This window comes from Streptococcus shenyangsis, assembly GCF_006385785.1.
In the GTDB taxonomy this organism is placed as follows: domain Bacteria; phylum Bacillota; class Bacilli; order Lactobacillales; family Streptococcaceae; genus Streptococcus; species Streptococcus shenyangsis.
This window is the reverse complement of sequence record NZ_VFSH01000001.1, coordinates 1-12838: the sequence shown is the minus strand read 5'-3', so window position 1 is coordinate 12838 and position 12838 is coordinate 1. Positions and strand designations below refer to the sequence as shown.

Below are 12838 nucleotides of genomic sequence, written 5' to 3'. Positions count from 1 at the left end.
AAATGCACCTACTAGCTAATAACCAGAGCTTTTAGTAGGAAATTTGCTATAAGGTAAAACTATACCCTAATCAATTAAAATAGCTATTAGCACCTTTCTATGAAATATGGTATGATAAAGGATATACAAGGAGATAAAATGAATAATAATTTACTGGTATTACAATCAGACTTTGGTCTGGTTGATGGTGCGGTATCGGCTATGATTGGAGTGGCTTTAGAAGAGTCTCCAACCTTAAAAATTCATCATTTGACGCACGATATCACGCCTTATAATATTTTTGAGGGGAGCTATCGTCTCTTTCAGACGGTGGATTACTGGCCTGAGGGAACGACTTTTGTATCGGTTGTCGATCCAGGTGTCGGCTCGAAACGTAAGAGTGTGGTTGCCAAGACTGCAAAAAATCAATACATTGTCACGCCAGACAATGGGACTCTTTCTTTTATTAAGAAACACGTTGGTATTGTAGCCATTCGTGAAATTTCTGAGGTAGCCAATAGACGTCAAAACACAGAGCATTCTTATACCTTCCACGGTCGTGATGTTTATGCTTATACTGGAGCTAAACTGGCCAGTGGTCACATTACATTTGAGGAAGTGGGACCAGAGCTCAGTGTGGATCAGATTGTGGAGCTTCAAGTCGTAGAGACCATCATTGAAGATCATCTGGTGAAGGGAGCTATTGATATTCTGGATGTGCGTTTCGGCTCGCTTTGGACCTCTATCACACGAGAAGAGTTTTACAAACTGGAACCAGAATTTGGTGACCGTTTTGAAGTGACTATCTATCACGCTGATATGCTGGTCTATCAAAATCAGGTTGTCTATGGCAAATCATTTGCAGATGTGAGAATTGGGCAACCAATCCTTTACATTAACTCTCTCTATCGTTTAGGTCTGGCTATCAATCAAGGTTCCTTTGCTAAGGCCTATAATGTGGGTGTCGGTTCATCTTGGACCATTGAAATAAAGAAAATAGAATCATAAAATAGGAGAATATAGATGAAAAATCAATCAATTAAACAAGTTGTTGCTATCGGTGTTGGAGCTGCGCTCTTTGTTGTCATCGGGATGATTAGCATTCCGACACCTGTTCCAAATACAAGCATCCAGCTCCAGTATGCGGTACAGAGCCTCTTGTCTATCATTTTTGGCCCTCTAGTGGGATTACTTGTTGGTTTAATTGGGCATGCAGTGAAGGACTCTCTTGCAGGCTATGGTCTGTGGTGGACTTGGATTATTGCTAGTGGTCTCTTTGGTCTAACTGTAGGACTCTTTAGAAAATACATTCGAGTAACACAAGGTGTTTTTGGGTTGAAGGATATTGTCTTCTTTAACCTCATTCAAATTGTTGCAAATGCTCTTGTTTGGGGTGTCTTGGCACCACTTGGAGACGTTGTGATTTATCAAGAAGCGGCAGAAAAAGTATTTGCCCAAGGGATTGTTGCAGGAATTGCTAATGCTGTAACTATAGCTATCGCAGGTACCCTTCTCTTGCTAGCTTATTCACGTACGCAAACTCGTTCAGGAAGTTTGAAAAAGGATTAACATAAGGGAAAAGGCTGGATAACCAGTCTTTTTCGATGTTTATAGATTAGTTAGGAAAGCAAGCTATGCTAGGACTCTTTTTGACGCTAAGATTTTAAGAGAAGAGACTGCAAGAAGAGTTCGATTTATGATAAAATAGAAGTCTAAGAAGCGAATGAAGAGAGTAAGATGAAAGAAGCTATAATTGAGTGGAAGGATTTCTCTTTCCAGTATGAAACGCAACAAGAACCGACCTTGCAAGGAATAGACTTGACTATTTATAAGGGAGAGAAAGTCTTAATTGTTGGGCCATCTGGGTCAGGTAAGTCTACCTTGGGTCAGTGTTTGAATGGGATTATTCCAAATATTTACAAGGGGCAGCCGTCTGGAGAATTTTTGATCAAGGGGCAAGCAGCCTTTAATATGAGCATCTACGATAAATCTCATCTTGTTAGCACGGTTTTGCAGGATACAGATGGGCAGTTTATCGGCTTGTCCGTGGCAGAGGATTTGGCTTTTGCTCTGGAAAATGATGTGACAGCTCTAGATGAGATGAAAAGTCGTGTTCATAAATGGGCTGAAAAGCTGGACCTTCTTCCTTTACTGTCTCAGCGTCCTCAGGATTTGTCTGGTGGTCAAAAGCAGCGGGTTAGTCTAGCTGGTGTCTTGATTGATGAGAGTCCGATTCTCTTGTTTGATGAGCCACTCGCCAATCTAGATCCCAAGTCAGGTCAGGATATTATCGAATTGATTGATCAGATTCATAAGGAGGAGGGGACGACGACTCTTATTATCGAGCATCGTTTGGAGGATGTTCTGCATAGACCTGTGGATCGGATTGTCTTGATAAACGATGGTCGTATCCTCTTTAATGGTGGCCCTGACCAGCTACTGGCGACTGATTTATTGACCCAAAATGGAATTCGCGAACCCCTTTATCTAACCACTCTCCGTCAATTGGGTGTGGATTTAGTTAAGGAAGAACAATTAGCGAATCTGGCTAACATGTCTATCTCAAAAGGTCAGGTTCAGTTGCAGACTGAATTGGTAAAAGAGACACCAGATTTGCAGTCACTTTTTAGACTAGATGATGTGTCTTTTTCTTATAATGATAGACCGATTTTAAAATCTCTTCATTTAGATATTAAAAAGGGTGAAAAAATTGCCATTGTCGGAAAAAATGGAGCAGGGAAGTCAACTCTAGCCAAGGCCTTGAGTAGCTTTATCCAGACTGAAGGCCGCTATCTGTGGGAAGGACAGGATATCAAAGGAGATTCGGTTGCAGAGCGGGCGGAACGAGTAGGCTATGTGCTGCAAAATCCCAATCAAATGATTTCAACCAATATGATTTTTGATGAGGTGGCTCTGGGACTACGTTTGCGAGGTGTGGATGAGAAGGAAATTGAAACGAGAGTCTATGAAACCTTGAAAATCTGTGGTCTTTATGAATTCCGTAATTGGCCCATTTCTGCCCTTTCGTTTGGACAGAAAAAACGTGTCACTATTGCCTCGATTTTGGTTTTAGGAGCTGAAATTATCCTCTTAGATGAACCGACAGCAGGTCAAGACCAGAAGAATTATACTGAGATTATGGAATTTCTCGAAGAACTGCATCAAAAAGGTCATACCATTGTCATGATTACCCATGATATGCAATTGATGCTGGATTATTCTGATCGTGCTCTTGTCATGGCGGATGGAGAATTGATTGCTGATACTGATCCAGCCAGTCTATTGAGTAATCCCGAGCTGTTAGTAAAAGCCAATCTAAAAGAGACTTCTATCTTCAACTTGGCTAAGAAACTCGACGTGGATCCACTTGCTTTAACGGCATTTTACAAAGAAAGGAGAGAAGGATGCAAGCAAAATTAATCGGTTACCAGCATAGAGATACTATGATTCATCGCTTGTCAGGAGCTGGGAAACTCCTCTTTTTCATTCTCGTGTCATTGGCGGCCATGATTAGCTATGATACCAGACTGCTTGTTCTGATTGCCATCTTTTCGGTCTTTCTCCTCTATTTGTCAGAAATCCGTTTTAAAGATGTTTCCTTTGTAGCCGTTTTTGCGACGGTATTTGCCGTTTTAAACGTTTTGATGGTCTATCTCTTTTCTCCCGAGTATGGGGTTGGACTTTACGGAGAGAGGAGTGTGATTTGGCAGGGAATCGGTGCCTACACTCTAACCAGCCAGGAGCTCTTTTATCTGCTAAATTTGGCTATTAAGTACCTTTGCACCATTCCTCTGGCTATTATCTTTTTGATGACAACCCACCCTAGTCAGTTTGCTTCCAGTTTAAATCAAATTGGTGTGCCTTACAAGATTGCCTATTCAGTCAGCCTGACTTTGCGCTATATTCCAGATTTGCAGGAAGAATTCTTTACTATCAAGATGTCTCAGGAAGCGCGTGGGATGGAATTATCCAAGAAAGCTTCTCTTATGCAACGAATCAAAGGCAATCTGCGCATTATTACGCCCTTGATTTTTAGCTCGCTCGAACGCATTGATACCATCGCGACCGCCATGGAGCTTCGACGCTTTGGGAAAGAGAAAAAACGCACTTGGTATAGTTATCAGGCCTTGAAAAAAGGAGACTATCTTACCTTGCTTTTGGCAGCCTTGTTTTTAGTAGCTAGTTTACTACTTATCTTGCAGAATCAGGGACGATTTTACAACCCTTGGAAATAGTATTGTCAAAGTTTTCATTAGATAAGTAAAGAGAAATTATTCTATAACTTTTTATTAATAGATTGTATGAGAAATAAAGTTAATAATTATATACTTGAAACTTTTTGACAAAACATGAATTAGCTTGTATATTTTATAGTAGAATTTACACTACAAAATCAAAGTTATTCAAATATAATCATTTTCAACTAAGTTCAGTGTCATAATGTAGAGACGATATAAAATAGTAAAAGTGCTTAATTTAAATCGTGTTAATTTCATTTTGTGTAAACATGAGAAAATTTGAATGTAGATAATGACGGGAGATGATTTACAATGATAAGTTTAGAGCTGTTGTCTAAAGAAAATAGTTTAGACGTCTATTTTTTTGAAAAAGAGAATCGAGAGTATTTTGAGCGGAATTTACCTCCTAGACCAGCTAACTATTTTGATTTAGAAGGTTTTAAAGAAATTACGAGAGAATTGTTAAGGGAACAAGAGAATCATGATGTCTACATGCATCTTATCAGAGATTCGCAAGGCGTTATGGTCGGAAGAATTAATTTAAGTGTTTTAGAGAATAATCGAAAAACAGCAGAACTTGGGTATAGGATTGGGGAAAATGTTAGCAATTTAGGTTATGCCAGCGAAGCGGTTAAACTCGTTTTAGAAAAAGCCTTCACGACTTATGGTTTCAATAGAATCATTGCAGGAACGGCAACAGGTAATCTAGCCTCTCAGAGGGTGCTTTTAAAAAATGGCTTCACCTTTAGTAGGGTTATAGAAAATGACTTACAAATTCATAATGAGTGGGTTCATACAGCAGTATTTGAGATAACGAGGTCATAATATCATTATTCCCAGTCCACAGATGGGTATAAAAGAGTAAGCAATTTTTGCAGATATTTAAGAATTTTCTCCTAGAAACCCTTGGAAATAGCTTGAAAAAATTGAAAAAATCAAGTCGTTTCTATTGACAATGATTCTGAAAGTGTTATACTAAGAAAGTAGTTTCGCTGATTTACTTCAAACCTGTTGTGAGGTAAGTTAACGATGCCTTAACCACGCTGTTTGCTGAGCTTGACTCCGGGCAGTGTGGCTATTTTTTTGCAATGGTGAAAGGAAGCAAGTCATGACAAATCACATTGTATTATTTGAACCACAAATTCCACAAAATACAGGTAATATCGCGCGTACTTGCGCTGCGACCAATTCTCCCCTCCACATCATCAAGCCAATGGGTTTTCCTATCGATGACCGCAAGATGAAGCGAGCTGGATTGGATTATTGGGATAAGCTAGAGATTTATTTTTACGAGAGTTTGGAAGATTTTATGTCTCAGATGAAGGGCAAACTCTATCTGATCTCAAAATTTGCTGAGAAAGTGTATTCTGATGTGGATTTATCGACTAACGAAGACCATTATTTTCTCTTTGGACGTGAAGACAAGGGCTTGCCTGAGGACTTTATGCGCGAACATCCTGAGAAAGCTCTCCGTATTCCCATGAATGATGAACATGTTCGCAGTCTCAATGTGTCTAATACCGTTTGCATGATTGTCTATGAGGCTCTCCGCCAGCAGAACTTTGCAGGTCTTGAGCTTGTTCATACCTATGAAGCAGATAAATTGAAATAAAAAATGAAAATGAACAAAATGCTTGCGCTTGCAAGCGTTTTTTGTTATGATAAAAGAGTCTTCAGGGCAGGGTGTGATTCCCGACCGGCGGTAAATTTGACTAGTTATTTTAGCTTTCTCGTCGTTGTCTTGTCTCGATATACTTTAAGTATTATCTTCGACTGCGACGCCTAGATAAATCTAAAATATCTTAGCCAAATAAGTCCGCGAGCGCAAGCTGATGTGGTGAGATTCCACAACCGACAGTATAGTCTGGATGGGAGAAGACGAAAGAATAGCTTTGTCTGTTCTGATAGATTTATAGCTAGATTGTAATCGCTTGCTTTTGTTTTCTTTAATAGAGTGAGAGGGAACTTTTGGGATATAAAAAGTGAGAATAGATAGAGGAATCCTTTCTAACTTCTTCTGATTTTATAGAAAATTGGAGGAACCTGTTATGACAAACACACGTCGACTTTCGACCATTGCGATTTTATCAGCCATTTCATTTGTGCTGATGTACTTTGACTTTCCGCTTTTACCAGCGGCGTCCTTCCTCAAGATCGAATTTAGTATCTTGCCAGTCCTTGTGGCTCTGGTGGTCATGGATTTGCCTGCTGCTCTAGGAGTTCTCTTGCTTCGCTCACTCTTGAAATTGCTTCTTAACAGCCAGGGAGTGAATACTTACATTGGTTTGCCAATGAATATCATAGCTTTGGGAGTTTTTGTCATCGTATTTGCTTTGATTTGGAAAAAGGAACGGACAACCCTTCGTTTCCTACTAGGCTCTCTAGCTGGAACTATTGGTTTAACCGTGGCTATGTTGGTTCTCAACTATGTTTACGCTGTTCCTTTGTACGCTAAGTTTGCTAACTTTGATATTGGAAAAATTTTGGGACTTTCCAACTACCTAATGACCATGGTATTACCTTTTAACTTGATTGAGGGTGTAATCTTTTCCGTTTCATTCTGGTTGTTGTACGTCCTTTTGAAACCAACCTTAAAACATTATGAAAGATAAACAAACATTTTTAATGAAGGGCAGTTTTGCCCTTTTACTTTTCGTTATTCTTGGCTATATGGTCAAATTTTATCCTGACACGCTGGTAGGTTTTGACCAACCGATTCAGACGGCAGTTCGAGGAGACTTGCCAAATTACTTGACTATTCTTTTCCTAGCCATCACACATCTGATTGATATCCCAGTGATTATCACTTGGGTTGTCATCGCAGCCTTTATCTTTTATCGTAAGCGGTGGAAGATAGAAAGTTTCTTTATGCTGGGAAATCTGGCTTTGGCAGGTCTTTTAATCGTGACCTTTAAAAATATCTACCAGCGCCCACGACCAGCTATTTTACATCTGGTGGAGGAGAAGGGATTTTCCTTTCCAAGTGGGCATTCTTTGGCAGTGACGCTGATGGTAGGTACTTTGATTATCATTCTCAGTCAACGGATTAAAAATCCAGTTTGGAGAAAAATCGTGCAAATCGTCCTTGGCCTCTACCTAGTCAGTGTACTGGTATCAAGGGTCTATCTGGGAGTTCACTATCCATCAGATGTTCTTGCCAGTCTCTGTGTGGGCTTGGGAGTCCTGTTTATCGAGTTTCCCTTCTATGATAAGCTCCGCTTCCAATGGCGATTTAAAGGTAAGCAGAAGTGAGCATCAAATTCCCTTGAGGAGAAAGAAATGAAAGTCAATATAAAAGCTCTTCATCCTACTCAACTATACTTATCAGAAAAGAAACTAGAAGGCATCCAGACACTTTATAAGTCAGCAGAAATAATCAATGTTGCTCCAATCAGTATTCTTGCCTTTGGAGATTACTTGTTGATTACAGATGGGCATCACAGGGCTTATCAGGCTTTATTGGCGGGTCAAGATACGATTTCTGCTGAGTGGGATAGAGATGGTGGTGATGAACTATATCATCTCTATGCGCAAGTCTGCGAAGAAAGAAAAATTTACTCTGTTCTGGATTTAAAAAATCATATCTTACCTCAAGATGAGTATAAAGCAAAATGGTATAACTGGTGTGAGGGTTTTAATCAAGCAGCAACTCTCTTATTGAAAAGGAAAGCAGATGAAACAGACCCTACAAATAGATAATACACTGCGTCTTGTTCCTTATTATCAGGTCAATCATTGTGAGGAAGCTTTTGCTTGGTATCAGGATGTGAACCTGGTTTACCTCGTAGATGGTGTGAAGAGACCTTATAGTCCAGCGACCCTGGAAGCTATGTATTCTTATTTGGATCAGCATGGAGAGCTTTTTTGGATTGAAGTCAAGGAGAAGGGAGAATGGTTTCCAATTGGGGATGTTACACTATCTCAGGATAATCTCCCCATTGTGATTGGGAATCCCGCTTACCAACATCGAGGACTTGGGAAAAAGGTTCTAAGTACTTTGATTGAATTGGCTCGAGTAAAAGGATGGAAAGAATTGAGAGTCAAGGAAATCTACACCTACAATCATGCTTCTAGGAGGTGTTTCAAGTCGCTTGGATTTGTGGAAAATGGAGCAACAGAAAAAGGAATGAGTTTTATATTGAAATTAATCTAGTCTAACTTGTTTTTTAACTAAAAATCTGATAAACTATGTAGTAATTGAATAGGAATCCGCAAGACTAGTAACTCAAGGGAAGTATATCAGGGAGGAGAGCCGTGACTGCAAGCTCTCTATATGAAAGCTGGGTGAATTCACTTGCGCATGGATTTAGAAATGAAGGTCTGACTTGTCAGATGAAAACGGATGGTACCGCGTGTCAACGCTCCGAGTGGAGTTTTTGGCATGTGGTTTTCTTTTTATCTTATGAGAGACTGATGGAGGAATTATGTCAACTATTGAAGAACAATTAAAAGCGCTTCGAGAAGAAACGCTGGCTAGCTTGAAGCAGATTACTGCTGAAAATGAAAAAGAGATGCAAGAATTGCGTGTCGCAGTCCTTGGGAAAAAAGGGTCGCTTACGGAAATCCTCAAAGGGATGAAAGATGTCTCTGCTGAAATGCGTCCAATTATCGGGAAACACGTCAATGAAGCTCGTGATGTCTTGACAGCAGCCTTTGAAGAAACTGCTAAGCTCTTGGAAGAAAAGAAAGTTGCTGCACAATTAGCTAGCGAGAGTATCGATGTGACACTTCCAGGTCGTCCAGTTGCGACTGGTCACCGTCACGTTTTGACACAAACCAGTGAGGAAATCGAAGATATTTTCATTGGTATGGGTTACCAAGTCGTGGATGGTTTTGAAGTGGAGCAAGACTACTACAACTTTGAGCGTATGAACCTTCCTAAAGACCACCCAGCCCGTGATATGCAAGATACTTTCTATATCACTGAAGAAATCTTGCTCCGTACCCACACGTCTCCAGTTCAGGCGCGTGCTATGGATGCCCATGATTTTTCTAAAGGTCCTTTGAAAATGATCTCACCAGGACGCGTGTTCCGTCGTGATACAGACGATGCGACCCACAGTCACCAGTTCCACCAAATCGAAGGCTTGGTTGTTGGGAAAAATATCTCTATGGCTGATCTTCAAGGAACCCTTCAGTTGATTGTGCAAAAAATGTTTGGTGAAGAGCGTCAGATTCGTCTGCGCCCCTCTTACTTCCCATTCACAGAGCCATCTGTTGAGGTGGATGTTTCTTGCTTCAAGTGTGGTGGAGAAGGCTGTAACGTATGTAAGAAAACTGGTTGGATCGAAATTATGGGGGCCGGTATGGTTCACCCACGTGTCCTTGAAATGAGTGGTATCGATGCGACTGTTTACTCTGGATTTGCCTTTGGTCTTGGACAAGAGCGTGTAGCTATGCTCCGTTACGGAATTAACGATATTCGTGGATTCTACCAAGGAGATATCCGCTTCTCAGAACAGTTTAAATAATGATTAGAAAAGTAGAAATGGCAGATGTTGAGGTGTTGGCTAAAATAGCCAAACAAACCTTTCGTGAAACATTTGCGCATGATAATACGGAAGAGCAGTTACAGGAATACTTTGAAGAGGCTTATAGTCTGAAAACTTTGTCAACTGAGTTGGGAAATCCAGAATCCGAAACCTATTTCATTATGCATGAGAAGGAGATAGCTGGTTTTCTCAAAGTCAACTGGGGAAGTGCTCAGACTGAGAGAGAATTAGAAGATGCTTTTGAAATTCAACGTCTCTATGTGCTACAAAAATTCCAAGGATTTGGACTTGGTAAGCAACTGTTTGAATTTGCTCTTGAACTTGCTACAAAAAATAGTTTTTTCTGGGCTTGGTTAGGTGTTTGGGAGCATAATACAAAAGCTCAAGTGTTTTATAATCGATATGGTTTTGAAAAATTTAGCCAACATCATTTTATGGTTGGTCAAAAAGTAGATACAGATTGGTTACTGAAAAAGAAATTAAGGTAAGAAGATGATTCTTCTATTGAAATGATAGGAAAGGAAAAGAACTAGAGTGGCAACTGTCATTCTGGAGAACTAAATTATGCTTGTATCTTATAAATGGTTAAAAGAATTGGTGGACATTGATGTGCCATCACAAGAGTTAGCTGAAAAAATGTCAACTACAGGGATCGAGGTAGAAGGTGTGGAATCACCAGCTGCCGGTCTCTCAAAAATTGTCGTCGGTGAGGTCTTGTCTTGTGAAGATGTGCCAGAAACTCACCTCCATGTTTGTCAGGTTAACGTTGGCGAAGAAGAAACCCGTCAAATCGTCTGTGGTGCACCGAATGTGCGTGCTGGTATCAAGGTTATGGTGGCTCTTCCGGGAGCTCGCATTGCGGACAACTACAAGATTAAAAAAGGGAAAATCCGTGGTTTGGAGTCACTTGGGATGATCTGTTCACTTGGTGAATTGGGAATTTCTGACTCAGTTGTACCAAAGGAATTCGCAGATGGCATTCAAATCTTGCCAGAAAATGCAGTACCAGGTGAGGAAGTCTTCTCATATCTAGACTTGGATGATGAAATCATCGAACTTTCTATTACACCCAACCGTGCGGATGCCCTTTCTATGCGTGGGGTGGCTCACGAAGTAGCAGCTATCTATGATAAGGCAGTCAACTTTAAAGAATTTACTCTTTCAGAAACTGACCAAGCTGCAGCAGATGCTCTTTCTGTAGGCATTGAGACAGACAAGGCACCTTACTATGCCGCTCGTATCTTGGACAATGTGACTATCGCACCAAGTCCACAATGGTTGCAAAACCTTCTTATGAATGAAGGAATCCGTCCAATCAATAACGTAGTGGACGTGACAAACTACATTCTGCTCTACTTTGGTCAACCAATGCATGCCTTTGACTTGGACACTTTTGAAGGGAATGACATTCGTGTGCGTGAAGCGCGTGCTGGTGAAAAATTAGTGACTTTAGATGGTGAAGAACGTGATTTGGACGTTAATGACCTAGTCATCACTGTCGCAGACAAGCCAGTAGCTCTTGCAGGTGTTATGGGTGGTCAAGCAACAGAAATCTCTGAAAAGTCTAGTCGTGTCGTCCTTGAAGCTGCAGTCTTCAATGGAAAATCAATCCGCAAGACTAGCGGTCGCCTCAACCTTCGTTCTGAGTCATCTTCTCGCTTTGAAAAAGGGATCAATGTGGCAACTGTTAACGAAGCCCTTGATGCGGCGGCTAGCATGATTGCAGAACTTGCAGGTGCGACTGTGCGTAAAGGTATCGTTTCAGCGGGTGAGCTTGATACCTCTGATGTGGAAGTTTCTTCAACTCTTGCTGATGTTAACCGTGTCCTCGGAACTGAACTTTCTTACGCGGATGTAGAAGACGTCTTCCGTCGTCTTGGATTTGGCCTTTCTGGAAATGCAGATAGCTTTACAGTCAGCGTCCCACGTCGTCGTTGGGATATCACTATTGAAGCAGACCTCTTTGAAGAAATCGCTCGTATCTATGGTTATGACCGCTTGCCAACCAGCCTTCCAAAAGACGATGGGACAGCTGGTGAATTGACTGCGACACAAAAACTCCGCCGTCAAGTTCGTACTATTGCTGAAGGAGCAGGTTTGACAGAAATCATCACCTATGCTCTAACAACTCCTGAAAAAGCAGTTGAGTTTACGGCTCAACCAACTAACCTTACTGAACTCATGTGGCCAATGACAGTGGACCGTTCTGTCCTCCGTCAAAATATGATTTCTGGTATCCTAGATACAGTTGCTTACAACGTGGCTCGTAAGAACAAAAACTTGGCCCTTTACGAGATTGGAAAAGTCTTTGAACAAACAGGTAATCCAAAAGAAGAACTTCCAAATGAGATCAACAGTTTTGCCTTTGCCTTGACAGGCTTGGTTGCTGAAAAAGATTTCCAAACAGCAGCAGTTCCAGTTGATTTCTTCTATGCTAAGGGAATCCTAGAAGCATTATTTACTCGCTTGGGACTAGAAGTGACCTATACAGCAACATCTGAAATCGCTAGCCTTCATCCAGGTCGTACAGCAGTGATTTCACTCGGTGACCAAGTTCTTGGTTTCCTTGGGCAAGTGCATCCAGTCACTGCTAAGGCCTACGATATTCCAGAAACTTATGTGACTGAGCTCAACCTTTCAGTCATCGAGGCTGCCCTTCAACCTGCTAATCCATTTGTAGAAATTACTAAATTCCCAGCAGTCAGCCGTGACGTTGCCCTTCTCCTCAAGGCAGAAGTGACTCATCAAGAAGTTGTGGACGCTATCCAAGCTGCCGGTGTGAAACGCTTGACAGATATCAAACTCTTTGACGTCTTCTCAGGCGAAAAATTGGGACTTGGTATGAAGTCAATGGCTTATAGCTTGACTTTCCAAAATCCGGAAGATAGCTTAACGGACGAGGAAGTCGCACGCTACATGGAAAAAATCCAAGCGTCTCTCGAAGAAAAAGTCAATGCAGAAGTACGTTAACTCATCAATCCATCCTTTGAGGTGGATTTTTCTTATGTGACTATTAGTCCGTCTCGCTCCGTTAGGTGCGAGACAAAAAAACCACCCGCTATGCGGGTGCGCGTCGAAGGTTATACCCAAAAAACTCCAAACGCGATACAATAAAGGTGTTCAAGCCAA

Annotated in this window: 13 protein-coding genes and 1 riboswitch; all 13 genes read left to right on the top strand. The window is 41.1% G+C overall.

Annotation, left to right across the window (positions count from 1 at the left end):
* The first annotated feature begins 138 nt into the window (after positions 1-138).
* The 13 genes from FJR77_RS00065 to pheT all read left to right on the top strand — a co-directional run bounded on the left by FJR77_RS00065 (position 139) and on the right by pheT (position 12679).
* The gene (locus FJR77_RS00065) at positions 139-987 is read left to right on the top strand and encodes an SAM hydrolase/SAM-dependent halogenase family protein (RefSeq protein ID WP_140833022.1); all 849 of its coding nucleotides are present in this window, start codon (positions 139-141) and stop codon (positions 985-987) included.
* A 15-nt stretch (positions 988-1002) separates the two neighbouring features.
* Positions 1003-1548, top strand: coding sequence for an ECF-type riboflavin transporter substrate-binding protein (locus FJR77_RS00060; RefSeq protein ID WP_140833024.1), 546 nt, complete (start codon positions 1003-1005; stop codon positions 1546-1548).
* 168 nt (positions 1549-1716) lie between these two features.
* The gene (locus FJR77_RS00055; RefSeq protein ID WP_140833027.1) at positions 1717-3399 is read left to right on the top strand and encodes an ABC transporter ATP-binding protein; all 1683 of its coding nucleotides are present in this window, start codon (positions 1717-1719) and stop codon (positions 3397-3399) included.
* On the top strand, positions 3384-4214 hold the full coding sequence (locus tag FJR77_RS00050; RefSeq protein WP_140833029.1) for an energy-coupling factor transporter transmembrane component T family protein: 831 nt from the start codon (positions 3384-3386) through the stop codon (positions 4212-4214). Before FJR77_RS00055 ends, FJR77_RS00050 begins: the two co-directional genes overlap by 16 nt.
* Before the next feature lie 315 nt (positions 4215-4529).
* On the top strand, positions 4530-5042 hold the full coding sequence (locus FJR77_RS00045) for a GNAT family N-acetyltransferase (RefSeq protein ID WP_140833031.1): 513 nt from the start codon (positions 4530-4532) through the stop codon (positions 5040-5042).
* A 283-nt stretch (positions 5043-5325) separates the two neighbouring features.
* Positions 5326-5829: a tRNA (cytidine(34)-2'-O)-methyltransferase gene (locus tag FJR77_RS00040; RefSeq protein ID WP_140833033.1), complete on the top strand. Its 504-nt coding sequence runs from the start codon at positions 5326-5328 to the stop codon at positions 5827-5829.
* 53 nt (positions 5830-5882) lie between these two features.
* Positions 5883-6101: riboswitch (FMN riboswitch) on the top strand.
* Between the two features lie 164 nt (positions 6102-6265).
* Positions 6266-6829 carry an ECF transporter S component gene (locus FJR77_RS00035; RefSeq protein ID WP_125416912.1) on the top strand — a complete coding sequence of 188 codons (564 nt, stop codon included), beginning with the start codon at positions 6266-6268 and terminating at the stop codon, positions 6827-6829.
* Positions 6819-7469, top strand: a complete 651-nt coding sequence (locus FJR77_RS00030; RefSeq protein WP_140833035.1) for a phosphatase PAP2 family protein — start codon at positions 6819-6821, stop codon at positions 7467-7469. The genes FJR77_RS00035 and FJR77_RS00030 overlap by 11 nt, the downstream gene beginning before the upstream one ends.
* 27 nt (positions 7470-7496) lie before the next feature.
* On the top strand, positions 7497-7916 hold the full coding sequence (locus FJR77_RS00025; protein WP_140833037.1) for a chromosome partitioning protein ParB: 420 nt from the start codon (positions 7497-7499) through the stop codon (positions 7914-7916).
* 4 nt (positions 7917-7920) lie between these two features.
* Positions 7921-8370 carry a GNAT family N-acetyltransferase gene (locus FJR77_RS00020; RefSeq protein ID WP_181146581.1) on the top strand — a complete coding sequence of 150 codons (450 nt, stop codon included), beginning with the start codon at positions 7921-7923 and terminating at the stop codon, positions 8368-8370.
* A 271-nt stretch (positions 8371-8641) separates the two neighbouring features.
* Positions 8642-9688 carry a phenylalanine--tRNA ligase subunit alpha gene (gene pheS / locus FJR77_RS00015; RefSeq protein ID WP_140833041.1) on the top strand — a complete coding sequence of 349 codons (1047 nt, stop codon included), beginning with the start codon at positions 8642-8644 and terminating at the stop codon, positions 9686-9688.
* The gene (locus FJR77_RS00010) at positions 9688-10197 is read left to right on the top strand and encodes a GNAT family N-acetyltransferase (protein WP_140833043.1); all 510 of its coding nucleotides are present in this window, start codon (positions 9688-9690) and stop codon (positions 10195-10197) included. The genes pheS and FJR77_RS00010 overlap by 1 nt, the downstream gene beginning before the upstream one ends.
* Before the next feature lie 76 nt (positions 10198-10273).
* Positions 10274-12679, top strand: coding sequence for a phenylalanine--tRNA ligase subunit beta (gene pheT, locus FJR77_RS00005; protein ID WP_140833045.1), 2406 nt, complete (start codon positions 10274-10276; stop codon positions 12677-12679).
* The last annotated feature ends 159 nt before the right edge of the window (positions 12680-12838 follow it).